The following is a 24,428-nucleotide window of genomic DNA, read 5'->3' on the forward strand; positions in this document are numbered from 1 at the left end:
CCGGAGGTGAGCATCGGGAAAGGCGGTCGCCGGGTGTCCCCGGCGACCGCCATGATGGTGGGCATGGCAGCCCGCTCCAGCCCGATCATGATCGGCCGCGACAGCGAGCTGGACGAGCTCGCCGACCTGCTCGGCATCAACGGCGGCGCGAGCGCCAACGTGCTGCTGTCCGGCGACGCCGGGGTCGGCAAGACCCGGCTGCTGATGGCGCTGCGCGACCGCGCGGTCGCCGCCGGCTGGCAGGTCCATGCCGGCGCCTGCCTGGACTTCGGCGAGAGCGCCCTGCCCTACCTGCCGTTCTCGGTGGTCGTGGGCCGGTTCGCCGCCGAGCAGCCCGAGCTGCTCGCGCAGGTCGCCGCCGCCCACCCCGCGCTCGACCGGCTCCAGCCCGGCCACCGGATGGGTGCCGGCGACAAGCAGGCCACCGACCGTGCCGCCCTCTTCACCGGGGTGCACGCGCTGCTCGACGCCGCCGCGGCGCAGGCTCCCGTGCTGCTGGTCATCGAGGACGCCCACTGGGCCGACCAGTCCTCGCGCGACCTGCTCGGCTTCCTCTTCGCCCGGCAGTACGCCGGGACCGTCGCGATCGTCGCCTCCTACCGCACCGAGGATCTCCACCGCCGCCACCCGCTGCGCCGTCAGGTCGCGGAGTGGGCGCGGCTGCCGCAGATGAGCCGGCTCTCCCTCGCGCCGCTCCCGGACGCCGCCGTCCGCGCGCTCGTCGCCGAGCTCGCGCCGACCCCGTTCGCGGCCGAGCGCACCGCGGCGATCGTGCGCCGCGCCGAGGGCAACGCGTTCTTCGTCGAGGAGCTGGTCGCCTCCGAGTGTGGCGGCGAGTGCCTGCCCGGCGAGCTCGCCGACGTGCTGCTCGTGAGCCTGGACCGCCTGCCCGACGAGGCCCGCGAGGTGGTCCGGCTGGCCAGCGCCGCCGGGCGGCGGGTGCGCCACGAGCTGCTCGCGGCGGCCTCCACCCTGTCGCCGGCCGACTTCGAGGCGGGCGTCCGGGCCGCGGTCGAGACGAACCTGCTGGAGGCCGGCGCCTCGGCGTACTCCTTCCGGCACGCGCTGCTCGCCGAGGCCGTCTACGACGACCTGCTGCCCGGCGAGCGGGTCCGCCTGCACCAGCAGTACGTCGCCGCGCTCACCTCCGGCGCCGCCGGCACCGCCGCCGAGCTCGCCCGCCACGCCTGGCGCGCCCGCGACCTGGACCGCGCCGTGACCGCCGGCATCGCGGCCGGCGACGAGGCGATGTCGGTCGGCGGCCCCGACGACGCGGCCGGTCACTACGAGAGCGTGCTGGAGCTGCTCGCCGACGGCGACCGGGCCGACCGGCTCGGCCTGGCGGTGTCCAAGGTCGTCGTCAAGGCCGCGGAGGCGCTGACCGCGAGCGGCGACGTCCAACGCGCGGTCGCGCTGCTCGAGGAGCAGCTCGCGTCCTGGCACGGCTCGACCGAGGGCGAGGCCCGGCTGCTGGAGTCCTACGCCGACCTGCTCGGCTACGTCGAGTCCGACGTCGACGCGGTGCAGGTCGCGGCGAAGGCCGCGTCCCTGGCGCCCGAGGGCGGACCGCTGCGCGCGAAGGCCCTGGCCACCTACGCGCGACTGCTCGCCAAGCACGCCAAGCAGGTCGACCCGTCCCTCACCGCGCGGGCGGAGGCGGCGGCCACGGAGGGGCTCGCGCTCGCCGAGCGGCTCGGCATCGCCGCGGTCGTGTCCGACCTGGTCACCACGCTGAGCGGCCTGCGCGATGAGCCGCTCGACCTGCGCCGCGCCCTCCTCGCGGCGGTCCGGCAGGCCGAGGAGTCGGGTGCGATGCGTCCCGAGCTCCGCGCGCGGTGGCTCATCGCGCGCTCGCACCAGGACGCGGCCGAGTGGGACGAGGCGGAGACGTGGTTCCGGTCGATCCTGGACCGCGGCGTGGGCCAGCCCTGGGCGCTCTACGTCCTCGACGCGCGCTGGCAGCTGGGCATCGTGCGCTGGATGCGCGGCGACTGGGAGGGCGCGCTCGAGGTCATCGAGTCCACCGACATCGAGGCCGCGCCCCCGGTGCCCCAAGGGGTCCTGGCGCCGACCCGGCTCAGCATCCGCCACGCGCGCGGGGAGGACGTCCTCGACGAGCTGATCGCCCTGCGCGACCTCTGGCGGGCGGAGGGCGCGATCGCGATCTTCTCCTCCGGCGTCGAGCTCGAGGTGTACGCCGATGCGGTCGACGCCGATGCTGCGCTGGACCTCTACGACCGGGTCACCGGCCTGCTCACCGAGATCTGGCAGCCGCGGTTCCCGGCGGGGGTGCGGATGGCCGCCCAGACCCTGGCGGCCGTGGCGGCGGCGCTTCCCACGGCGAGCGGTGCCGATCGCGCGCGGCTCGCGGCCGAGGCCGCTCGGGTCGCCGAGGACGGCCGGCTGGTGGTCAAGGCTCACGAGTGGGGGATCGAGGGGCTGCTCTGGCAGGCCCGGCTCGTCGCCGAGGAGCTGCGGGTCCGCTGGCTGGCCGGCGAGGACCCGCCCGCGCGCGACGAGCTGGTCGCGGCCTGGGACCTCGTGCTCGAGCGGGCCGACGCGATGGGCCAGGTGGTCGAGGGGGCGCGGGTGCGCTCGACGTACTCCTCGATCCTGCGGCAGCTCGGCGACCGGGAGGGCGCGCGCCGGCTGGCGGACGCCGCGCGGGCGACCGCCAAGGAGCTCGGCTGGGTGCGGCTCAACGACGCGCTCACCGCGGCCGGAGCTGCGCCCACCCGGTCGGTCGCGCAGCCCGGCAGGCTGACCGAGCGCGAGACCGAGATCCTGGCGCTGGTCGCCGAGGGGCGCACCAACGGAGAGATCGGCAAGCAGCTGTTCATCAGCACCAAGACGGTCAGCGTCCACGTCTCCAACATCCTGGGCAAGCTCGGCGCCTCCGGGCGGACCGAGGCCGCGGCCATCGCCCGGCGTGATGGACTGGTGGGGTGACGCTGCAGCCATCGGGGGAGCCGGCCACGCCGCTGCGCGGCCATGACGCCGGTGAGGGCTGGCACCTCGGGCTGGCCCGCAACACCTGGCTCGCCGTGGTCGGCATCGGTGTGGGCGTGCTCCTCGCCGGGTCGGCGGTGGTCGCCGCCCGGTCGGGGAGGCCGGCGGCCGCGGTGCTGCTCGCGGTGATCGCGGTCGGCCCGCTGCTGGCGCCGTGGTGGCGCAGCCGGCGCCGGCTGCCGGCGTACGACTACGAGGGGCCGGAGGGCTCCGGGCTGGCGCTGCCGCTCAACCCGATGTCATGGCCCGCCGTCCTCGGGTGCACGATCTTCGGCTGCACCGCCCTCGCCGGCCTCACCCTGATCGTGACGGGCCGGGCGCGTGCCGACAGCCCGGTGGCCGCGGTGCTCGGCGGGGTCCTGTGCGCTGCCCTCGCCGCGCTGTTCCTGCTGGGAGCGGTCGGCGGCGTGCTGCAGCGCCGGCCCACGCGGGGACGGTTCGTGCTGCTCACCCCGGAGGCCGTCGTGCTGACCTCGGAGCGCAGGCCGGTCCGCGTGCCGTGGACCGCGATCCGCGCCGTCCGCCCGCACTGGACCTCGCGGCGGCAGGGCTGGTTCCGCTCCGACGACCTGGTCAGCAACTGGCTGTCGCTGGCGGCCGATCCCGAGCAGGTCGCGGGCCGCACCCACCTCTCGGCGCTCGCCCTCACCGCAGACCCGACGATCGCCGTCGCGGAGCTGGCCGTCGACCCGTGGCACGCACTGGCGGTCCTGCGGCACTACCTCGAGCACCCCGGCGACCGCGCCGAGCTCCGCTCCACGCTCGCGGTCGACCGGTTCCAGGCCCTCGTCTAGTGTCACCGAGGTGCGCGGCCCCGACTTCTCCGATGACCAGCTGATCGCGGGCCTGCGCGCCGCGGCGGCGGAGCTCGGCGAGCCGCTCACGGCCGGCGCCTACGACACCTGGCAGCGCGGCCGTTCCGATGCCGCGTCGCCCGCGCTGCTCATCCGCCGGCTCGGCTCCTGGCGCGGGGCGTGCGAGGCGGCGGGCCTGCGGGCCAACTCGACCCGCTCGACCAGCCGGCGGTGGACCGACGACGAGGTCGTCGCGATCGTGGCCCGCTACCTGGAGTCCCCGGGGGCGACCGGCTCCTTCGCCGACTACTCCGAGTGGGCGCGGGTCAGCGCGGACGCCCCGAGCGGCGCCACCCTGCGGCAGCGCGGCTCGTGGGCGGCGATCAAGAACCGCGCCCGCGGCCTCATCGACTGAACGTCGCGAGGATCTCCGCCTCGGTGAGCCCGTAGTCGGCCAGGTCGTAGCGGTGCGAGGGCCGCCGCGGCCCGCTGCGCGACTCCTCGTCCAGCCGCCGCACGGCGCCCTGCGCGTCCTGGCTCCACGTCAGCCCGAAGTGGTCGTAGATCGCGCCGACGGTCCCGACCGGATCCGCCACGAAGCCGCGGTAGTCCACGTCGAAGAACTGCCTCTCGTCGTACGACGGGCGGGCGGTCCAGAAGGCCTCCCACTGCCGCGACAGGTGGCCGAGCTGGTCCCGGCCGAGCGTCTCGCCGACGAAGGTGGTCGAGTGCCCCTCGGTGGCCTCCGCCGACAGCGAGCACGCTGAGGCGACCGAGGTGACGGGATCGCGCTGGGTCATCACCACGAGCGCGTCGGGGTAGACCGACATCAGCGCGTCCAGCGCGATCAGGTGCGAGGGGTTCTTCAGCACCCACCGCCGGTCCTGGTCGTTGAGGCCGATCAGCTGCAGGTTCTGCTTGTGCCGCTCGTAGGCGTCGGTCCAGTCCTGGGTGCTCAGCCACTGCGAGTAGCGCGGGATGTGGGCCAGCGACTCGAAGCCGATCGACTTGCCGGTCTGGCGCAGGATCCGCCAGCACTCCTCGGGCTCGGTCGCGTCGGAGTAGTGGATCCCCATGAACTCGGGGTTGCTGATGTGGTGCTCCTGGAAGGCCGCCTGCATGGCGGTGAAGATCGGGTCGCTCTCCCAGGTCTCCCGCGGCGGCCGCGGCTGCGGGAACTCGCTGAGCCACATCTCCAGGCCCTGGTTGCCCGGGTCGGCGCAGAGCAGGCGGCTCAGGGCCGTCGTACCGGTGCGGGGGAGGCCGACCACGAAGATCGGCCGCTCGATGCTGACCTCGGCATGCTCCGGGAGCTCGGCGAACCGCGCCTGGGTCAGCAGCCGCGCCACCAGCGCGCTCTTGACCTGGGAGCGCATGAAGTAGTTGCCGACCCCGGTCAGGCCCGCCTCCGGGGAGGCCAGATCGTCGACCAGGACCCGGAACGCCTCCTCGTGGCCGGGCGCGTCGGCGAAGCCGAAGTCGGTCAGCCCCGTGGTGCGGGTCGCCGCGGCCTGGATGTCCTCGAGGCTGCCGATGTCGGGGCGCTCCCGCGGTGCGCTCATGCGTGGAATTCCCCGCAGTCGACGTTGAGCATCTGGCCGGTCACCGCGCTGGCCAGGTCGGAGGCGAGGAACAGGGCGGCCCGCGCCACCTCGTCGGGGGTGGCGAGCCGCTTCAGGTCGGTCGGCGCGGCCTTCTCGGCGTACACCTCCGCATGGGTGCGGCCGGTCTCGGACGCGATCCAGTCGAAGTAGGCCTTGTTGACGTCCTCGTAGATGTAGGACGGCGCGATGCTGTTGACCCGGATGCCGCGCGGGCCGAGCTCGGTGGCCAGCGACTGCGCGAGGTGCTCCAGGGTGCCCTTGGAGAGCTTGTAGCCGGAGTACTCGGGCTGGCTGGAGTAGATGACGCACGAGTTGACCATGATGATCGAGCCCTTGCTCGCGGCGAGGGCGTCGGCGAAGAGCGCGGAGAGCCGCAGGGGCGCGAAGACATTGGTCTCCTGCGCGGTGCGCAGCCCGTCCAGCTCCAGGGTCGAGATGGGGTCCATGGGCGGGATCCCGAAGGCGTTGTTGATCAGGCAGTCGACCTTGCCGAACTCCTCGAGCGACGCCGCCACCAGCTCGGCCCGCGCGGACTCGTCGGTGATGTCGGTCGGTACGACGAGGGCGCGGCGACCGTGCTCGCGAACCACCTCGGCCATGCGCTCCAGGCGCTTCGGGGTCCGGCTCGCGAGAACGAGGTCGGCGCCCATCAGGGCCGCCTCCTCGCCCAGCGCGCGGCCGAGGCCGGGACCGACACCGGAGAGGACGACGACCTTGTCCTTGAGCAGCTCAACCATGGGCACAGACTAGAACGTGTTCCAGTTTTTCGCCATCGCTGGAATAGGTCCGGCACGGACGGGTTGCACCTCTGCATGAGCACCCCTCGGATCGATCTCAACGACAAGACCTCCATCCCGCAGTTCGGCCTGGGCCTGTGGCAGGTGCCGCAGGGTGAGGCCGAGCGCGTCGTGACCGACGCCTTCGAGCTCGGCTACCGCCACCTCGACACCGCGCAGATGTACGGCAACGAGGAGGGCGTCGGTGCTGCCATCGAGGCGGCGGGCATCCCCCGCGACGACCTCTACGTGACCACCAAGCTCAACAACGGCTTCCACGCCAAGGGCGACGTGCGCCCCGCGCTCGAGGTCTCGCTGGAGAAGCTCGGCCTGGACAAGGTCGACCTGTTCCTCATCCACTGGCCCCTGCCCACCCAGTACGACGGCGACTACGTCTCCACCTGGGAGGCGCTCGTCGAGCTGCAGGCCGCCGGCCTGACCACCTCGGTCGGCGTCTCCAACTTCCAGCCCGACCATCTGGACCGGATCGTGGCCGCCACCGGCGTCGTACCGGCCGTGAACCAGATCGAGGCGCACCCCTACTTCGCCAACGACGCCGCGCGCGCCGCCACGGCCCAGCACGGCGCGGTCGTGGAGGCCTGGTCGCCGCTGGGTCAGGGCGGTGGCGAGCTCGAGGATCCCGCCGTCGTGGCGCTGGCCGAGAGGTTCGGCAAGACGCCCGCTCAGGTCCTGCTGCGCTGGGCGCTGGACCGTGGCGACGTCGTCTTCCCGAAGTCGATGAGCAAGGCGCGCCTCGCCGAGAACGCCGACATCTTCGACTTCGCGCTGACCGCCGACGACGTCGCCGCCCTCACCGCGCTCGACAAGGGCGAGGCGGGTCGGACCGGCCCGAACCCGGACACCTTCGACTGGATTCCGTGATCAAGCGAACCAGCATCGACGGTCCGGCCTAACGGATCAGCTCGTCGAGCATCTCCTCGAACCGGTTCACCTGGATCGACAGGTGGCCCTCGCCCTCGATCAGGTGCGGGACCACGCCGGGGATGTTCTCGGCCAGCCACTGGCCGTGGTGGAACGGCACCATCAGGTCCGCCGACCCCTGCCAGAGGTACGTCGGCATGCGGATGTCGTCGAGTGCGAAGCCCCAGTCGCGGGTGAACGCCAGGTCGTCGTCGAGCCAGCCGTAGACCTCCTCGACGCCGCCGGCGAGGTTGGCCAGCAGGTCGGCCCCGACCTCGCCGGAGAGGACCGCCCGGTCGACGTCGGGGAGCAGGCTGTCCAGGGTCGTGATCACGCTCTGCGCGTCGGCGGTGATGATGCCCTCCCGGTCGCTGAGCAGGAACGGCAGCAGCGCGTCCTCGCCCTCCAGCGCGAGCCCGAACTCCTCGATGTTGGCGGCGCCCATGCCCTCGAGGAAGTCGGGCTGGCCGACGTACGGCTTGACCGAGCAGACGGCCAGGACGCCCAGCACCCGGTCGGGCAGCCCGGCGCCGGTCGCGAGCGCGTGCGGGCCGCCACCGGACTGCCCGCCGGTGTAGATCCGCTCCGCGCCGAGGTGGTCGGCGATCGCGGCGACGTCGCCCGCGATGTCGGCGACCGTGCGGCCCTGGTTGCGCGTCGAGCCGGCCGCCCCTGCGCGCGAGTAGCTCACCAGCCGCAGCCCCCGCTCGTGGGCGGCCTGCTGCTTCTGCGCCGACTGGTAGCTGCACCCCGGTGTGCCGTGGTGCCACACCAGCGGGATCCCGTCCGCCGGCCCGGACACCTGGACATCCAGCACGCGTCCGTCGGGCAGGTCGAGGGCGATGCGCTCCGTCATGTCCCGACCCTACCCACGCGAATCCACAGTTCTGGCCCCGCGAATCAAGGCTTGTGGCCCTGCGAGATCGCGATCTCGGAGGGCCACAAGCCTTGATTCGACGGTCGTGACACGGGGAGCGAGTCGATCCGGTGGCGGGGATGTCGTCGTAGTGTCGGCGCTATGGCTCGTCAGGTCTGCCGCGTACGCCGGATCGGGGCAGTAGCCCTGCTCCTTGCGGCTGCGCTTGCGATGGCCGGCTGTGGCGGTCGCGCCAACGCTCCCAGCGAACGATTGCAGTTCGGGGGCTCGAACATGTCGCCGACGCTCGAACGTGGCGAGAGCATCGTCGTAGTGGGGGTTCCTGCGGGTTACGGGCCTCGGCGCGGCGACATCATCGAGTTCAACGAACCTCACGGTTGGCTGCCAGGGCTCGATGGGCCTTCCACGCCCGATGTCGGACGACTGATCAGTCGGGTCGTCGCGATTGCGGGTGACCGCATCGTGTGCTGCACGCCGAATGGTCGGATCGAGATCGACGGCCGTCCTGTCGCGGAGCCGTATCTCGCCGCGGTCCACGGACGCTGCGCAGCCGAGCTGCCGGTCACGGTGACGCGGACACCTTGCGCTTGGCGGATAGGCCCCGTGCCGGCGGGCGAGGTCTTCGTGATGGGCGACAACCGTGAGAACTCAGCCGACTCCAGATCGCACATCTGTCCGGGGCGCCTCAAGCACTGCGCGATGTCGCCCTGGGTGCCGATCTCCGCCATCGTCGGCACCGTCGACGTGCCCTGATCGGCGGCTAGGAGATCATCCGCCGGGCGACCGCGATCTGGCGGGCGGCGATGCGGGCGGCGTACTCCTCCTCCGTGAGCGGTACGGCGCCGGCGACGGCCGCGGCGTCGGCGGCCCTCACGATCTCGATGGTCGGGCCGTCGTCGGGGGTGAGGTCGCGCTCGACCCGCTGCCAGCGCAGCATGACCGGGCCGGTGCGGTGACCGGTGGCCTCCAGCCAGTTCGCGATCGGGGTGCCGCCGGGCGGGCGCTCGGAGATGACGAAGCGGATCATCCCGTCGTCGTCGACCGACGCCTGGGCCTTGGTCAACGAGGTCTGGTGGGTCTCGTAGTCAGTCGAGGCGTACCAGTCGGACCCGATCTGCATGCCCTGGTAGGCGCAGTCGCCGCAGGCGGGCACCGTCACGATCATCGCCTCGTCCTCGGCGAGGTCGTAGTGGCCGATCGAGGAGAACTGCGAGGCCAGCCCGCCCGGCGTGGAGGCCGGGGCGGTGAGGGTGTTGGCCGGCTCCTTGTACTGGAAGAAGTGGGGGAAGGCGAACCAGGTCTGGATGGAGCCGGTCAGCGAGCGGGCCGCGACGTCGTACTTCCTCGCCAGCGACTCGCGGGTCCGCTCCTTGCGCGGCAGTCCGAGCGTGTCGGGCCGCTCCAGCCACAACGTCCCCCGCGACTCGTGGTCCCAGTCGTTGAAGACCTCGCGCACGATGAGCGTCTTGGCGCCCGGCTCGGCGGTGTAGCGCAGCTCGAAGGTGCCGTCGTCGTCGATGGACAGCGAGCGGTCGTCGATGGCCAGCATCGAGGTCGCCGTCGACGACGCCGAGTACATCCCGCCCATCACCTGGAAGGACAGGTCCGCGGAGGTGCCACGGCGGCCGCGGACGACGTACTCGACCCCCTCGCGCAGGTAGGCGTTGAAGTAGATCGCGTCGGGGTTGTCCAGGCCCTGCTTGGAGAACTGGTGGGTCGGGTTGATGAACACCGGCTGGTCGAGGTCGTAGTCGAAGGCGTTCTGCATCGCCATCCGGATCCGGCCGGAGAGGTACTCGTAGCCCTCCAGCCGGTCCGCCTCGGTGCGGATGAAGGGAGCGTTCGCGATCAGCTCCTCGGCCTCCGCGATGGCGTCCTGGAACGGCTTGGTCAGCCCGTACGCCGCGCTCACGGGTTCACCTTCGCGATCACGCTCTCGGCGTACTGCTCCAGGTGCCGGATCTTCGGCTCGAGCGGCTCGGTGTCCGGGCCCTTGATGTAGGGCACCCGGAAGCCCACGATGCAGTCGGTGACGCCCCTGTCCTCGAGCCGCCTCACGCCGTCGGGGGAATAGGCGTCGTAGGAGATCACGTGGACCTCGAAGTCCTCGCGGGTGTCGCCCTCCTCCTTGCGGATCTCCGCGAGCCGGGTCAGCAGCCGGTCGAGCTCCTCGCCGTCGCCGCCGGCGTGCATCCACCCGTCGCCCTTGACCACCGCGCGGCGCAGCGCCGCGTCGGAGTGCCCGCCGACCAGCAGCGGGATGCGCTCGGTCGGCGCGGGGCACTGCTGCAGCGGCTCGAGGTCGTAGAACTCGCCGGAGTAGCCGAAGAACTCACCGGACGTCAGCCCGCGCAGGATGTCCATGCACTCGTCCATCCGCTTCCCGCGCCGCTCCCACGGCACCCCCATCGCCGCGAAGTCCTCGGGCCACGGGCTCAGCCCGACGCCCAGGCCGAGCCGGTTGCCCGACAGGTACGCCAGCGACGACGCCTGCTTGGCGACGAGCACCGGCGGCCGGATCGGCAGCTTGAGCACGAACGGGGTCAACCGGAGGGTGGAGGTCACGGCGAACAGGTGCGCGCACAGGATGAAGGTCTCGATGAACTCCTTGCCGAGCAGGAACTCCCGGTCCCCGGTGTCGGTGTAGGGGTACGTCGAGTCCGACTCCTGCGGGTAGATCAGCGAGTCGGCGACCGTCATCGAGGTGTAGCCGGCGGCCTCGGCCGCCTGCGCGAGCGGCGCGTAGTACGTGGCCTGGGTCATCGCCTCGGCGTAGGTGAACCTCATGGGGCAACACTAGAACGTGTTCTAGATCTGTGCCAGAGTGAGCCTCATGGCAGGGATCAAGCCGAAGCCCGAGGGCCTCGACAAGCCGATCGTCGCGAAGATCATCAAGTACGGCGCCCGCGCCAACGTCACGCTCTTCCGGCTCACCAACGGCCGGCTCGGCGCGAAGTGGCGCGTCGGCGCCGGCTGGCGCAAGCCGGTGCCGGTCCTGCTGCTGGACCACGTCGGCCGCAAGAGCGGTACGACGTTCACGACTCCGCTGCTGCACCTGGCCGACGGCCCGAATGCTGTCGTCGTCGCCTCCCAGGGCGGCCTGCCGAGGAATCCGCAGTGGTTCCACAACCTGCAGGCCCACCCCGACACCACCATCGACCTGCCCGGCGCGCGCGGCCGGAAGGTCCGCGCGCGCGTCGCCGGCCCGGAGGAGCGTGCCGCGCTGTGGCCCCGCCTGGTCGACCTGTACGCCGACTTCGACAGCTACCAGTCCTGGACCGACCGGGAGATCCCGGTCGTCGTCCTCGAGCCCCGATGACCGAGGAGGACGCGTGATGGACGTCGCCGAGCTGCTCGACCGCACCGAGATCGCCGATGCGATCACCCGCTACACGCTCGCCGTCGACACCCGGGTCTGGGACGGCCTCGACACGGTGTTCACCCCGGATGCGCAGATCGACTACACCGAGTCCGGCGGCATCGCGGCCGACTTCGCGACGGTCAAGGCGTGGCTGGCCGAGAACCTGCCGGCCTTCTCGACGCGCTACCTGCACACGCTCGGCCAGATCTCCTACGACTTCGAGGGCGTGGGCGACTCGGCGCAGGTCGCGGCGTACTTCCACAACCCGATGGTCGTCTCCGACGGCGAGGGCGGCCATCGCGTCGTCGAGGTGGGCGGCGTCTACCGGCACGCCTTCGTGCGGACCGACGTGGGCTGGCGCAGCCGGCAGCTGCACGAGCAGGTCGTGTGGACGCGGGGTTTCTGAGCAGTCTCCTTACACTGGCCGCGTGAGCCAGAGCCCGTTCGACGACGACAACCCCGTCCGCACCGGCCTCGTGGCGCTCGTCGGTGTCTCGCTTGCGGTCGGGCTGATCCTCGCGATCGCGGCGCTCGTCGGCACCCACGTGCTGGGCATCGCCGGGGGCGGCAGCTCCGACGCCGGCGCCGGGCAGGGTGAGTCGATGTACCTCCCGCCGCCGGAGCGGACGACCGACACCGGTGGCCCGCTGATCACCCTCAACACCGAGGAGCCCACCGGGCCTGCGGACACCGGGTCCACGGACTCCGCCGCGAGCGAGCCCACCGCCTCGAAGAGCGACAAGCCCTCGCTCGGCGAGATCTCGCTGCAGGCCCTGGAGACCACGGTGCCGAACTTCGGCAAGATCGACCTCACCGGCGTCTATCCGGGCGGCGAGGGCGAGATCCTCCAGGTGCAGCGCAAGCAGAGCGGCGCGTGGGTCGACTTCGCGGCCACGGTCCCGGTGAGCAATGCGACCTTCTCGACCTACATCCAGACCGGCGTGAGCGGCAAGAACACCTTCCGGGTGCTCGACAAGTCGCGCAACATCGCCTCGAACCCGGTCGACGTCACGGTCCAGTAGCGCCGCCTACTCCTCCGCGGCGTTGCGCAGGGTCGAGGCCAGCTCCTCCTTGGTCTGCGAGGAGGCGCCGCTGATGCCCGCGTTGGCCGCCTGCTGCTCGAGCTCGGCCTTCGTGGTGTCGGCGGGCATCTCGCCGAGGTGCTCCTCCCGGCTGGCGAGGAACGCCTTGCCGAGCTCGGCGAGACGCTCGCTGCTGAGGCCGCTGCTCATGCCGGGCAGCACCGTCGACTCCTCCTCCTCGACGTGGTGGCTCACCGCGTCGATGAGCTTCTGCAGCTTCTCGTCGAAGTCCGGGGCGTCGACGTCGGTGGCGGCCACGTCGGCGGCCAGCTGGTCGGCCTCGAGGTGCTCCTTCTGGCTGTGCTCGACGTCGTCGGCGATGCCCGCCTCGGTCGCGGCCGGGTAGACCTCGCTCTCCTCGGCGCGGCTGTGGGCGGTGAGCAGCGAGATCATGACCGGCACCAGGGTGGGGCGCTGGTCGGGCTGGGTCTGCAGCTGCTGGAAGATCCGCTCCAGCTCGCGGTGATCGTTCATGATCAGGTCGACGACGTTGGCGTCCATGGGTGACCTCCGTGCTCGGGTGCGTGGGGTCCGCTCGGTACCCCGTCGCCCCGCCGGCACGCTCCCCGGATCCCCCGCGAGATCCCCGCGAGATCCCCGCGAGGTCCCTGCCGAGAAAGTTCGGGCGCCCGGGAACATCCCGCCCACCACCCTCGTTGGCATCGATGTAGAGTTGAGTCGTTGCGGCTCAAGTAAGTTGCACCCAAGATCTTCAAGCACAGCAATCAGGAGGAACACAACATGGCACGAGCTGTCGGCATCGACCTCGGTACGACGAACAGCGTCGTCGCGGTCCTGGAGGGCGGCGAGCCCACGGTCATCGCGAACGCCGAGGGCGCCCGCACGACCCCGTCGGTGGTCGCGTTCGCGAAGAGCGGTGAGGTGCTGGTCGGCGAGGTTGCCAAGCGCCAGGCCGTCACCAACGTCGACCGGACCATCCGGTCGGTCAAGCGGCACATGGGCACGGACTGGACCGTCGACATCGACGGCAAGGACTTCACCCCCCAGCAGATCAGCGCGTTCGTGCTGCAGAAGCTGAAGCGCGACGCGGAGGCCTACCTCGGCGAGACGGTCACCGACGCGGTGATCACCGTCCCGGCGTACTTCAACGACGCACAGCGCCAGGCCACCAAGGAGGCCGGCGAGATCGCGGGCCTGAACGTCGCCCGGATCGTCAACGAGCCGACCGCGGCCGCGCTGGCCTACGGCCTGGACAAGGGCGAGGACCAGACCATCCTGGTCTTCGACCTCGGTGGCGGCACGTTCGACGTCTCGCTGCTGGAGATCGGTGAGGGCGTCGTCGAGGTGAAGGCCACCAGCGGTGACAACCACCTCGGTGGCGACGACTGGGACCAGCGGATCGTCGACTGGATGGTCAAGAAGTTCAAGGACGCCAACGGCGTCGACCTGGCCTCCGACAAGATCGCGGCCCAGCGGCTCCAGGAGGCGGCGGAGAAGGCGAAGATCGAGCTCTCCTCCAGCCAGGAGACCACGATCCACCTGCCCTACATCACCCACGGTGAGAACGGCCCGCTGCACTTCGAGGAGAAGCTGACCCGCTCGGAGTTCCAGAAGATCACCGCCGACCTGCTCGACCGGACCAAGGCGCCCTTCCAGAGCGTGCTCAAGGACGCCGGCGTCAAGGTCTCCGACATCGACCACGTGGTCCTCGTCGGCGGCTCGACCCGCATGCCCGCGGTCACCGACGTCGTCAAGGACCTGCTCGGCGGCAAGGAGCCCAACAAGGGCGTCAACCCCGACGAGGTCGTGGCGCTGGGTGCCGCGCTCCAGGCCGGTGTGCTCAAGGGCGAGGTCAAGGACGTGCTGCTCCTCGACGTCACCCCGCTGTCCCTCGGCATCGAGACCAAGGGCGGCGTGATGACCACGCTGATCGAGCGCAACACCACGATCCCGACCAAGCGGTCCGAGATCTTCACCACCGCCGACGACAACCAGCCGTCGGTCGAGATCAAGGTCGCCCAGGGCGAGCGCCAGATGTGGGCGCAGAACCAGCAGCTCGGCAACTTCGAGCTGACCGGCCTGCCGCCGGCGCCGCGGGGCGTCCCGAAGATCGAGGTCACCTTCGACATCGACGCCAACGGCATCGTGCACGTCTCCGCCAAGGACCAGGCGTCCGGCCGCGAGCAGTCGATGACGATCTCCGGTGGCTCGGCGCTGAGCAAGGACGACATCGACCGGATGGTCAAGGAGGCCGAGCAGTACGCCGCCGAGGACGCCGCCCGTCGCGAGACGGTCGAGGTCCGCAACCAGGCCGACCAGCTCGTCTACCAGACCGAGAAGTTCCTGGCCGACAACGGCGAGAAGCTGCCCGAGGACGTCAAGACCGAGGTCCAGGCCGACGTCGACGCGCTGAAGGCCGTCCTCGAGAACGCCGAGGCCGGCGCCGACGAGCTCACCCCGGCCATCTCCAAGCTGGGTGAGTCCAGCCAGAAGATGGGTGCCGCGATGTACGCCGCCGCCGAGGCCGAGCAGGCCGCCGCCGGTGGGTCCACCGGTGCGACCGGCGAGGCCGACGACGACGTCGTCGAGGCCGAGATCGTCGACGAGGACGAGTCCAAGTGACCGAAGGCAGCCAGCCTGACCCGACTCCGGCCCCGGAAGGGGCCGGGGTCGAGGTCCCCGCCAGTGACACTGACATCAGCGGGATCGACAACCTGCTGGAGGAGGGCGGCCCGTTGGAGCCCCAGGACGTCGCGGAGGTCGAGCAGGCCGACGAGCCCCTCGCGGCCGCAGAGAGCAAGGTCTCCGAGCTGACGCTGGACCTCCAGCGGCTGCAGGCCGAGTACCTCAACTACAAGCGCCGCGTGGAGCGGGACCGCGAGCTGATCAAGGAGAACGCGACGTACGCCGCGCTCGCCCCGATCGTCGAGGTCCTCGACACCATCGACCGGGCCCGTGAGCACGAGCCGCTCGAGGGCGGCTTCAAGGCCGTCGCCGAGCAGTTGGAGCGCGTGGTCGCCGGCGTGGGCCTGGTCAAGTTCGGCGAGCCCGGCGAGCCGTTCGACCCGACCCTGCACGAGGCGCTCAGCCACCTGGGTGCGGATGCCGACGTACAGGTCACCACGATCAAGCTGGTCGCGAAGGCCGGCTACAAGATCGGCGACCGGGTCGTGCGTGCCGCGCAGGTGCTGGTCGTCGACCCTGAGTGACGGATGGAGTGAACGGATGGGAGGTGTGCGATGAGTGACCCGATGGACGGCATCCGGGCCGACTGGGCGAACAAGGACTTCTACAAGGAGCTGGGCGTCGCCAAGACGGCCACGGCCGACGAGATCAAGAAGGCGTGGCGCAAGATCGCCAAGGCCAACCACCCGGACACCCATCCCGGCGACAGCGCGAAGCACGACAAGTACAAGGCCGCCTCCGAGGCCAACGACGTGATCGGCGATCCCGACAAGCGCAAGAAGTACGACCAGGCGCGGGAGATGTTCGCGGGCGGCCGCTTCGGCGGCTACCCGGCCGGCGGGGGCTTCGGCGGCGGCTCGGGCGGCTTCGGGGGCGGCGGCAGCGTCAACCTCGAGGACCTGCTCCGCGAGCGGTCCGGGGGCGGCGGTGGGTTCGGCGACCTGTTCGGCGACCTCTTCGGAGGCGGCGGTGGCGGGCGGCGTACCCAACGGGCGGTGCGCGGCGGCGACCTGGAGACCACGGCGACCATCGGCTTCAGCGATGCGCTCGAGGGCGCCACGGTGTCGCTGCGGATCTCCTCCGACAGCGTCTGCCAGACCTGCCGTGGGTCCGGCGGCAAGCCGGGCACCCAGCCGCACGTCTGCCCGACCTGCGACGGCAGCGGGTACGTCGTGGCCTCGATGGGCGGCGCGTTCTCCATGAACGAGACCTGCCCGACCTGCGGCGGACGCCAGATGGTGTACGACGAGCCCTGCCCGGTCTGCCACGGCACCGGCCACGGCAAGGCCACGCGCACGGTCCAGGCCAAGATCCCGGCCGGCGTCAAGGACGGGCAGCGGATCAAGCTGCGCGGAAAGGGCGCGCCGGGGGAGCACGGCGGTCCCGCCGGCGACCTCTACGTCACGGTCAAGGTCACCGGCCACCGCGTCTTCGGGCGCAAGGACGACAACCTGACCCTGGACGTGCCGGTCTCCTTCACCGAGCTCGCCCTGGGCGCGGAGGTGAAGATCCCGACGCTCGGCGGCGCGCCGGTCACGCTGCGGATCCCCGCGGGCACGCCCGACGGCCGCACCTTCCGGGTGCGCGGCAAGGGCGTGCAGCGCAAGGACGGCAGCCACGGCGACCTGCTCGCCACGGTGGCGGTCCAGGTGCCCGCCCACCTCGACGACGAGGCGCGGGCAGCGCTGGAGGCGTACGCCGCCGTCACGGCCTCGACGCCGCTGCGGGCCAACCTGTTCGAGGCGTCGTGATGGCCGGCCGGCCGACCGACGAGGCCGCCGGGTCGCACGACCCGGCGGCCGCGGTCTTCGTGATCAGCGTGGCCGCCGAGCTCAGCGGGCTGCACCCGCAGACGCTGCGCACCTACGAGCGTATGGGTCTGATCACGCCCGGCCGCACCGGCGGCGGTGGCCGCCGCTACTCCAGCGACGACATCGACCGGCTGCGCACGATCGCGCAGCTGACGTCCTCGGGCATCGGCATCGAGGGCGTCCGCCGGATCCTGGAGCTGGAGAGCTCGGTGCACGCCCTGCGGTCCCGCAACGCCGAGCTGATGGCCGAGCTGGAGGCCACGCGCGAGGCGCTGCGCCGCGCGACGGCCACGCCGCCCGTCGTACCTCCCACGCCGTCGGACCGGTTGCCGGTCCTGCGCCCCACGACGGCCCAGCAGGCGGTCGTGGTGTGGCGCCGCCCGCGCTGAGCGATCGCCACGCCCCGTCTGATCTGCGGTTACGTGTGACGCGGAGTCGCTGAGGCACTAGCCTTCGGCCAGGGAGAGGGCTGGACGAAGGGTTTCGCGTGCTGGATTGGCTCAACCACTGGGCGGACGGCGTCGACTGGTTCGCCTTCGTCTCCATCCCCTTCTTCACCGGCATCATCGGCTGGCTGATCAACTGGTCGGGCCTGTGGATGCTGTTCAGCCCGGTGAAGTTCGTCGGTTTCAAGGTGCCCGGCCTCAAGGAGATCGCCGGTGTCCTGCCGCGCAAGCTCCAGGAGATCCCGGGCTGGATGGACGGCGGCTTCGGCTGGCAGGGCATCGTGCCCGCGCGCGCCGCCAAGATGGGCTCCATCGCCGTCGACAAGGTGATCGCGAAGCTCGGCACGCCGGCGGAGTTCTACGCCCAGCTCGAGCCCGATCAGATCGCCGAGCACATCGTGTCGGTGTTCCGTCCCGACCTGCCCGAGCTGGTCGACCAGGTCATGATGCGGGAGCACCCGAAGCTGTGGCGTGACCTCCCCGTCGGCGTCCGCCAGGCGGTCGTGGACCGGGTCCAGGCCCAGCTGCCGTCGGTCGTGAAGACGATCACCGACGAGATCGGCGTGCACATCAACCAGCTGCTCGACCCGAAGATCATGGTCATCGACCACTTCCGGAAGAACCCGGACCTGGTGGTCAAGGTCTTCAAGGACGTCGGCCAGCGCGAGTTGAACCTGATGGTGGCGTTCGGCTTCATCTTCGGCTTCCTGCTCGGCATCCCGGTCGCCCTCATCGACCAGACCTGGCACCTGGAGTGGCTGCTGCCGGTCATGGGCATCGTGGTCGGGTGGGTCACCAACCTGCTCGGCATGTGGCTGATCTTCGACCCGCCGGAGCCGCACCGGATCCTCGGCATCAAGGTGCAGGGACTGTTCCTGCGCCGCCAGGACGAGTGCGCCGAGGTCTACGCCAAGATCATCGCCGACGACGTCATCACGCTCGAGCGGATCGGCGACTTCCTCATGGACGGCCCGCGCGGCGACCGCACCCGGCAGATGATCGGGACCGCGATGAAGCCCGCGATCGACAAGGCCGCCGGCCCGCTGCGCGGCGCGGTCAACATCGCCATGGGCGCCAAGCGCTACAACAGCATCAAGGACTCCTTCGCGCTGGAGGCGGTCGGTCGCACGATCACGCCGTTCCGCGACCCGGAGTTCAGCGCGAAGCAGTCGAGCAAGATCAAGACGCTCATCGCCCGGCGTACCAAGGAGCTCCCGCCCCGCGACTTCGTCGAGATGATGCGCTCGGCGATCAAGGAGGACGAGTGGATGCTCTACGCGCACGGCGCGATCATGGGCGCCGCCGGCGGCTTCCTGCACCTGGCGATCTTCAACTACGGCCTGATCCCCGGCTTCCCGCCGGCGTGACCGGGCGCAACGAACAGTGAACTTGGGAGTGGACGTGGCGAAGCGGGCGACGAAGGACGAGGCGTACGACGAGGAGGGGCTGCCGCGCCTCCCCGCGGTGCCCGGGTCGCTCTCGACCCCGGCGGTCGTCGAGACGCTGCCGGGTCTGGCCCGGGTCGCCGGCTCGGCCGCGCTGCACACGGCCGGCTGGGGCCTGCGCACCACCAGCCGCAACTGGATGCGGGTCGGCCGCGCGGTGACGAGCCGCGAGGAGGCGGCCTCGCTGGTCCGCGACGTGAGCCAGTACGTCGGCGCGCTGAGCGAGATCGCCAAGCAGGTCGCCGACGGCATCCCCGTCGCGAACGCGCTGATGAATGCCGGCAGCGCGCTCGGCGGCGGCGCGCCGTCGCGCCCCTCAGCGGCCACGCCCACCGTGGACGGCCAGGTGATCGACAGCCGCCCCACCTCGCTGCGCGAGCGTGGCCAGGACCTCCTCGCCAAGTCGCGCGACGTGTGGAGCAGCGACAACCGGCACCCCGCCTTCGACCGGATCCTCGACGAGATGGCGCCCGACGAGGCGCGGATCCTGGTGATGCTGCTCGAGCGTGGCCCGCAGCCCAGCGTCGACGTGCGCACCGGCGGCCCGATCGGCATGGTCTCCTCGCAGCTGGTCGCGCCCGGGCTCAACATGGTGGGCGCGCGGGCCGGCCTGCGCTACCTGGACCAGGTGCCGGCGTACCTCAACAACCTGTTCCGGCTCGGCCTGATCTGGTTCTCCCGTGAGGCCGTCAGGGAGCACCAGGAGTACCAGGTGCTCGAGGCGCAGCCGGACGTCCTGGCGGCCCTGCACTCGGTGAAGTTCGCCAAGGTCGTGCGGCGCTCGATCCACCTCACGCCGTTCGGTGAGGAGTTCACCAAGCTGGCGCTGGTCGACGAGCGGGTCGCCGCCAGCGACGACCTGCCCGTGCACGACGCGCCGCCGGAGATCGACGCGGAGTAGCCGTCCGCCGGCCGTTCGTCACGAGGTCGGGAAGCGGAAGTCCCTGGTGTAGCGGACGTCCGGGGCGAGGAGCAGGACGCGCAGCCTGCGCAGGCGCGGGTGTCGCACGGTCACCGCGGTGCTCCCGGAGGAGCCGTGGCTGGTCAGGACGGTGCGCACGACGGTGCCGTCGCGGCGTACCAGCTGCACGGTGGTGGTCGGGGCGTTCTGGGTCGCCCAGGCGATCCGGTAGCGGTGGCCGGAGAGGTGGCGGACCCGGAAGTACCGCAGGCCGATGACCATGTGCGAGTCGTCGATCGTCGTGGTGCCGGGCGACGGCGCGTCCGTGGAGGTCGCGGTGGTCGCGGTGGCCGCCGTACCGGATCCGAATCCGACCGCGCCCACTCCCGCGATGAGGAGGGCGAGGCCGAGGGCGAGCAGGGCGGCGACGAGCCCGCTGCGGTTCGAGGTGGGTCGCTGCATCCCCGATGTGTACCGCGTGGCCGCGCCGGCGCGGGCCGATTTGGCCCGATCGGGGCTTCCGGGTCTAGACAGGCCGACGAATCTAAAGTTGAGTGGAATGGACTCAACTTTGTCGACGTTGAGACAGATGACGATGGTCCCTGGCGCTGCCGGGGGCCACCCCAGATGATCTATCCGACGGACAACCACAGGAGCCTGCATTGAGCCAGTTCGGGGCCGACAAGTTCACCACGCGCGCACGCGAGGCGATCGAGGCCGCCAACCTTGCCGCCACCTCGGCGGGCAACAGCACCCTCGAGCCCATCCACCTCCTCGTCGCCCTGCTGCTGCAGAGCGAGGGATCGGCTGCCAACGTCGTCACGAAGGCGGGCGTCGACGCCCCTGCCCTCGTGCGCGCCGCGGTCGCCGAGCGCGACAAGCTGCCGTCCGCGAGCGGCGCGACCGTCAAGCAGCCCACGGCCTCCCCGGCCACCACGCGGGTGCTGGCCTCGGCGCTGGACCTCGCGCAGTCGATGCAGGACGAGTACGTCGCCTCCGAGCACCTGCTGATCGCGCTCGCCACCGTCGAGTCCACCGCGAAGACGGTGCTCGAGCAGGCCGGACTCACCGCCGACGGGCTGCGCGAGGTCGTCGGCGCGATGCGCGGCGGCCGCCGGGTCACCAGCGAGAACGCCGAGGACACCTACGAGGCGCTGGAGAAGTACTCCGTCGACCTGACCGCGGCCGCCGAGGAGGGCAGGCTCGACCCGGTCATCGGTCGCGACCAGGAGATCCGCCGCGTCGTACAGGTGCTGTCGCGGCGTACCAAGAACAACCCGGTGCTCATCGGCGAGCCCGGCGTCGGCAAGACCGCCGTCGTCGAGGGGCTCGCGCAGCGGGTCGTCGCGGGCGACGTACCGGACTCCCTCAAGGGCCGGCGGGTGCTGTCCCTGGACCTGATGGGCATGGTCGCGGGCGCGAAGTACCGCGGCGAGTTCGAGGAGCGGCTCAAGGCCGTCCTGGAGGAGATCAAGCAGGCCGAGGGCCAGGTCATCACCTTCATCGACGAGCTGCACACCGTCGTCGGCGCGGGCGCCGGCGGCGACAGCCAGATGGACGCCGGCAACATGCTCAAGCCGATGCTGGCGCGCGGCGAGCTGCACATGATCGGCGCCACCACGCTCGACGAGTACCGCGAGTCCATCGAGAAGGACCCGGCGCTGGAGCGCCGCTTCCAGCAGGTGTACGTCGGCGAGCCGTCCGTCGAGGACACCATCCAGATCCTGCGCGGCATCCAGGAGAAGTACGAGGCGCACCACGGGGTGCGGATCACCGACGCGGCGCTCGTCGCGGCGGCGACCCTGTCGGACCGCTACATCACCGGCCGGCAGCTGCCCGACAAGGCGATCGACCTCGTCGACGAGGCGGCCTCCCGGCTGCGGATGGAGATCGAGTCCTCCCCGGAGGAGATCGACCAGCTGCGCCGCCAGGTCGACCGGATGAAGATGGAGGAGTTCGCGCTCGCCAAGGAGTCCGACGCTGCCAGCGCCGAGCGGCTCGCCGACCTGCGCGAGGACCTCGCCGACAAGGAGGAGGAGCTGCGCGGGCTGGAGCTGCGCTGGGAGCGGGAGAAGGCCGAGCTCGAGGGCGAGGGCGACCTGCGCCGCCAGCTCGACCAGCTCCGGATCGAGGCCGACAAGCTGCAGCGCGAGCAGCAGTACGAGAAGGCCAGCGAGCTGCTCTACGGCCAGATCCCCGCACTGGAGCTGCAGATCAAGGCCGTCGAGGCCGCCGAGGACGCCGAGTCGCCCAGCGACAAGCTGGTCGGCGAGGAGGTCGGCGCCGAGCAGATCGCCGAGGTCGTGGAGGCCTGGACCGGCATCCCGACCGGCCGGATGCTGCAGGGCGAGACCGCCAAGCTGCTGGAGATGGAGCAGGTCATCGGCGAGCGGCTGATCGGCCAGCGTCCCGCGGTCGAGGCCGTGAGCGACGCCGTACGACGCGCGCGGGCCGGCATCGCCGACCCCGACCGCCCCACCGGCTCGTTCCTGTTCCTCGGCCCCACCGGTGTCGGCAAGACCGAGCTCGCCAAGTCGCTGGCGGACTTCCTGTTCGACGACGAGCGGGCGATCGTCCGCATCGACATGAGCGAGTACGCCGAGAAGCACTCCGTGGCGCGTCTGGTCGGTGCCCCTCCGGGCTACGTCGGGTACGACGAGGGCGGCCAGCTCACCGAGGCGGTCCGCCGGCGTCCCTACTCGGTCGTGCTGCTGGACGAGGTCGAGAAGGCCCACCCCGAGGTCTTCGACATCCTGCTGCAGGTGCTCGATGACGGTCGGCTCACCGACGGCCAGGGGCGGACGGTGGACTTCCGCAACACGATCCTGATCCTGACCTCCAACCTGGGCTCGCAGTTCCTGGTCGACCCGACCCTGGATCCCGAGGCGCAGAAGGAGGCGGTGCTGGGCATCGTCCGGCAGGCGTTCAAGCCGGAGTTCCTCAACCGGCTCGACGAGATCGTCACCTTCGACGCGCTCTCGAAGGACGACCTGGCCCACATCGTCGACCTGCAGCTGGCCTCGCTCGAGAAGCGGCTGGCCGTGCGGCGGATCTCCATCGAGGTCACCGACGCCGCGCGGACCTGGCTGGCCGACGTGGGCTACGACCCGGCGTACGGCGCCCGTCCGCTGCGGCGGCTGGTGCAGTCCGCGATCGGCGACCCGCTGGCGCGGCTGCTGATCTCGGGCACCGTCTCCGACGGCGGATCGGTCACCGTCGACGTCGGCGAGGACGGCCTGGTCCTGAGCTGAGACCGTCTCACCCGAACGGCCCCTGGGGAATCCCGGGGGCCGTTCGGCATCTGGTGGAATGGCGCGCATGAGTGCGCCGCGCCCCGCCCAGGTCCCCCTTGCGACGGCGCTGATCGCGGGCGGGTCGGTGCTGGTGATCGCGACGGCCTGGGAGCGGATCGCCGGGCTGCACAGCCTGGAGGTGCAGGAGCAGCTCGCCGAGGTGGTCTCGCGAGGCCAGCTGGGCGGGCTCACCGTGTCCTCGCTCGCGACCGTCCTGCGGGTGCTGTGCCTGATCGGTGGCGGGGCCGCCGCCGCGGCGGCGGTCCTGGCCGGTCAGGTGCCGAAGCGCTCGCGCAGCGCGCGGATCGGCCTGAGCGTGCTCGCGCCGTTCGTGCTGGTGGGGTGGTTCGGCACCTCCGGCTACTTCGAGCCGTTCGTGCTGGTCGGCATCGCGCTGCTCTGGCTGCCCCCGGTGGCGGACTGGTACGCCGGGCGCGAGCCCGCGGCCCGCACCCGGCCGGTGTCGACGCCCGTGGCCGCTCCGCCGCCGCCCGGACCCGCCGCGCCTCCGACGGCCCTGCCCCCGACGTGGGCCCCGTCGGCGTACCCACCCCTGACTCGGCGGCCCGTCTCCCTGGTCCGCGCCTGCGTGACCGCGTGGGTCTGCTCGGGCCTCACCGCGATCGGCATGGTGGCCGCGATGGTGTGGCTGGCGCGATCCGGCGACGCGTTCATCGCCGACGTCATCGACCGCTCGCACGCGATGTGGGGCTCGATGGCCGACAGCCTCACCGAGACCCAGGTCCGCACCGAGCTGTACGTCGTCCTCGCGCTCCTGCTGCTCTGGTGCCTCCTCGCGATGGCGCTGGCGGCCCTGGCGTGGTTCGGCCACGGCTGGGCCCGGATCATGCTCGCCGTCTCCGCGATCGGGGCCGGGGTCTGCGCCCTCATCGGCGCCATCGCCTTCCTTCCCCTCCTGCTCGTCGCGGTCGGCTGCCTGGTGAGCACGATCCAGCTGCTGCGCTCCGATGCGGCGCGGTGGCGGGGATGAGGGCCGGCCGCGCTGGTTGAGAAGCGGCGAGTGCCGATCAGCCCTTGTCGTTGGTTGAGTAGTCGCGAGCGCCAGCGAGCGACGTATCGAAACCAACTCGGCCGACACGACTCGCTCCGCCTCGGTTCGACCGGGCTGCAAGGCAACCGCGATGACTGGACCCTGGCTTCGGCCGTCCTTGACCGCGGGGCCCTGGCGCACGGCTGGACGGCGCGACAACGGCACGGGCTTCGCCCGCGCCGCCGCTGCGCGGCCGCCCGCACGACTGTGGACAGCCCCGCGGAAGGCGATCCGTTATCCACACAATCCACAGGCTTATCCACTTGTATCGCTACTATGTTCGACTAAAATAGGGACATGATCTCGGGCGATCACTCCAGCTGCGGCGGCATCCTCGCCGCCATCAGCGGTGCGGTGACCACCCGACGCCAAGCCGACCTCGACGAGCTCACCGCGGTCCTGGCCTGGGCC

General features: G+C 71.4%; 23 protein-coding genes. 16 read left to right on the top strand and 7 right to left on the bottom strand.

The genetic code is table 11. The features are described from left to right. Positions 1-63: 63 nt before the first annotated feature. From ACYU8V_RS16780 to ACYU8V_RS16790, 3 genes are read left to right on the top strand one after another with little or no spacing between them, the layout of a single operon-like run. Positions 64-2,949, top strand: a complete 2,886-nt coding sequence (locus tag ACYU8V_RS16780; RefSeq protein ID WP_460848972.1) for a helix-turn-helix transcriptional regulator — start codon at positions 64-66, stop codon at positions 2,947-2,949. Next, the gene (locus tag ACYU8V_RS16785) at positions 2,946-3,803 is read left to right on the top strand and encodes a hypothetical protein (RefSeq protein ID WP_460848973.1); all 858 of its coding nucleotides are present in this window, start codon (positions 2,946-2,948) and stop codon (positions 3,801-3,803) included. Before ACYU8V_RS16780 ends, ACYU8V_RS16785 begins: the two co-directional genes overlap by 4 nt. A gap of 10 nt (positions 3,804-3,813) precedes the next feature. Continuing rightward, positions 3,814-4,218 (top strand): homing endonuclease associated repeat-containing protein, encoded by a 405-nt coding sequence (locus ACYU8V_RS16790; protein ID WP_460848974.1) that lies wholly within the window; start codon positions 3,814-3,816, stop codon positions 4,216-4,218. Here ACYU8V_RS16790 and ACYU8V_RS16795 read toward each other — a convergent pair. Beyond that, positions 4,208-5,365: a sulfotransferase family protein gene (locus ACYU8V_RS16795; RefSeq protein ID WP_460848976.1), complete on the bottom strand. Its 1,158-nt coding sequence runs from the start codon at positions 5,363-5,365 to the stop codon at positions 4,208-4,210. The genes ACYU8V_RS16790 and ACYU8V_RS16795 overlap by 11 nt on opposite strands. Beyond that, entirely contained in the window at positions 5,362-6,144 is a 783-nt protein-coding gene (locus ACYU8V_RS16800) for an SDR family oxidoreductase (RefSeq protein ID WP_460848977.1), read from the bottom strand. The genes ACYU8V_RS16795 and ACYU8V_RS16800 overlap by 4 nt, the downstream gene beginning before the upstream one ends. A 75-nt stretch (positions 6,145-6,219) precedes the next feature. On the opposite strand from ACYU8V_RS16800, the gene ACYU8V_RS16805 reads away from it, so the two are divergent. Further along, positions 6,220-7,065, top strand: coding sequence for an aldo/keto reductase (locus ACYU8V_RS16805; protein WP_460848979.1), 846 nt, complete (start codon positions 6,220-6,222; stop codon positions 7,063-7,065). Positions 7,066-7,093: 28 nt separating this feature from the next. On the opposite strand, the gene ACYU8V_RS16810 is transcribed toward ACYU8V_RS16805, so the two are convergent. Next, positions 7,094-7,960, bottom strand: a complete 867-nt coding sequence (locus ACYU8V_RS16810; RefSeq protein ID WP_460848980.1) for an alpha/beta fold hydrolase — start codon at positions 7,958-7,960, stop codon at positions 7,094-7,096. A gap of 162 nt (positions 7,961-8,122) precedes the next feature. Between ACYU8V_RS16810 and lepB the strand changes: the two genes are divergently transcribed. Next, positions 8,123-8,734, top strand: coding sequence for a signal peptidase I (gene lepB / locus ACYU8V_RS16815; protein WP_460848982.1), 612 nt, complete (start codon positions 8,123-8,125; stop codon positions 8,732-8,734). 7 nt (positions 8,735-8,741) lie between these two features. On the opposite strand, the gene ACYU8V_RS16820 is transcribed toward lepB, so the two are convergent. Next, entirely contained in the window at positions 8,742-9,893 is a 1,152-nt protein-coding gene (locus ACYU8V_RS16820; RefSeq protein WP_460848983.1) for a hypothetical protein, read from the bottom strand. Continuing rightward, entirely contained in the window at positions 9,890-10,768 is an 879-nt protein-coding gene (locus tag ACYU8V_RS16825) for a TIGR03619 family F420-dependent LLM class oxidoreductase (RefSeq protein ID WP_460848984.1), read from the bottom strand. The genes ACYU8V_RS16820 and ACYU8V_RS16825 overlap by 4 nt, the downstream gene beginning before the upstream one ends. A 46-nt stretch (positions 10,769-10,814) precedes the next feature. On the opposite strand from ACYU8V_RS16825, the gene ACYU8V_RS16830 reads away from it, so the two are divergent. Genes ACYU8V_RS16830 through ACYU8V_RS16840 form a run of 3 tightly spaced genes read left to right on the top strand, consistent with a single transcriptional unit; the run spans position 10,815 to position 12,364 of the window. After that, entirely contained in the window at positions 10,815-11,300 is a 486-nt protein-coding gene (locus ACYU8V_RS16830; RefSeq protein WP_460848985.1) for a nitroreductase/quinone reductase family protein, read from the top strand. A gap of 16 nt (positions 11,301-11,316) precedes the next feature. Continuing rightward, on the top strand, positions 11,317-11,748 hold the full coding sequence (locus tag ACYU8V_RS16835; RefSeq protein WP_460848987.1) for a nuclear transport factor 2 family protein: 432 nt from the start codon (positions 11,317-11,319) through the stop codon (positions 11,746-11,748). Positions 11,749-11,770: 22 nt separating this feature from the next. Next, complete coding sequence (locus ACYU8V_RS16840) at positions 11,771-12,364, top strand: hypothetical protein (RefSeq protein WP_460848988.1); 594 nt, start codon at positions 11,771-11,773, stop codon at positions 12,362-12,364. 6 nt (positions 12,365-12,370) lie between these two features. Here the strand turns inward: ACYU8V_RS16840 and ACYU8V_RS16845 are convergent, their stop codons facing one another. Beyond that, positions 12,371-12,925, bottom strand: coding sequence for a hemerythrin domain-containing protein (locus ACYU8V_RS16845; RefSeq protein ID WP_460848989.1), 555 nt, complete (start codon positions 12,923-12,925; stop codon positions 12,371-12,373). Positions 12,926-13,165: 240 nt separating this feature from the next. Here ACYU8V_RS16845 and dnaK point away from each other — a divergent pair, with 240 nt between their 5' ends. The 6 genes from dnaK (at position 13,166) to ACYU8V_RS16875 (ending at position 19,673) form a co-directional block, all read left to right on the top strand. Further along, on the top strand, positions 13,166-15,007 hold the full coding sequence (gene dnaK, locus ACYU8V_RS16850) for a molecular chaperone DnaK (RefSeq protein ID WP_460848990.1): 1,842 nt from the start codon (positions 13,166-13,168) through the stop codon (positions 15,005-15,007). Further along, the gene (gene grpE, locus ACYU8V_RS16855) at positions 15,004-15,594 is read left to right on the top strand and encodes a nucleotide exchange factor GrpE (RefSeq protein WP_460848992.1); all 591 of its coding nucleotides are present in this window, start codon (positions 15,004-15,006) and stop codon (positions 15,592-15,594) included. The genes dnaK and grpE overlap by 4 nt, the downstream gene beginning before the upstream one ends. A gap of 30 nt (positions 15,595-15,624) precedes the next feature. Beyond that, positions 15,625-16,821 (top strand): molecular chaperone DnaJ, encoded by a 1,197-nt coding sequence (dnaJ, locus tag ACYU8V_RS16860; protein WP_460848993.1) that lies wholly within the window; start codon positions 15,625-15,627, stop codon positions 16,819-16,821. Beyond that, positions 16,821-17,270: a heat shock protein transcriptional repressor HspR gene (locus ACYU8V_RS16865; RefSeq protein ID WP_460848994.1), complete on the top strand. Its 450-nt coding sequence runs from the start codon at positions 16,821-16,823 to the stop codon at positions 17,268-17,270. Before dnaJ ends, ACYU8V_RS16865 begins: the two co-directional genes overlap by 1 nt. 98 nt (positions 17,271-17,368) lie before the next feature. Beyond that, positions 17,369-18,694, top strand: coding sequence for a hypothetical protein (locus ACYU8V_RS16870; RefSeq protein WP_460848995.1), 1,326 nt, complete (start codon positions 17,369-17,371; stop codon positions 18,692-18,694). A gap of 34 nt (positions 18,695-18,728) precedes the next feature. Then, a complete protein-coding gene (locus ACYU8V_RS16875; protein WP_460848997.1) occupies positions 18,729-19,673 on the top strand; it encodes an Abi-alpha family protein in 945 nt (314 codons plus the stop codon). A gap of 18 nt (positions 19,674-19,691) precedes the next feature. Here the strand turns inward: ACYU8V_RS16875 and ACYU8V_RS16880 are convergent, their stop codons facing one another. After that, positions 19,692-20,135, bottom strand: a complete 444-nt coding sequence (locus tag ACYU8V_RS16880) for a hypothetical protein (protein ID WP_460848998.1) — start codon at positions 20,133-20,135, stop codon at positions 19,692-19,694. 200 nt (positions 20,136-20,335) lie between these two features. On the opposite strand from ACYU8V_RS16880, the gene clpB reads away from it, so the two are divergent. After that, complete coding sequence (clpB, locus tag ACYU8V_RS16885; RefSeq protein ID WP_460848999.1) at positions 20,336-22,924, top strand: ATP-dependent chaperone ClpB; 2,589 nt, start codon at positions 20,336-20,338, stop codon at positions 22,922-22,924. A 67-nt stretch (positions 22,925-22,991) separates the two neighbouring features. After that, positions 22,992-23,957: a hypothetical protein gene (locus ACYU8V_RS16890; RefSeq protein ID WP_460849000.1), complete on the top strand. Its 966-nt coding sequence runs from the start codon at positions 22,992-22,994 to the stop codon at positions 23,955-23,957. Positions 23,958-24,428 lie beyond the last annotated feature (471 nt).

It is taken from the genome of Nocardioides ultimimeridianus (assembly GCF_054777895.1).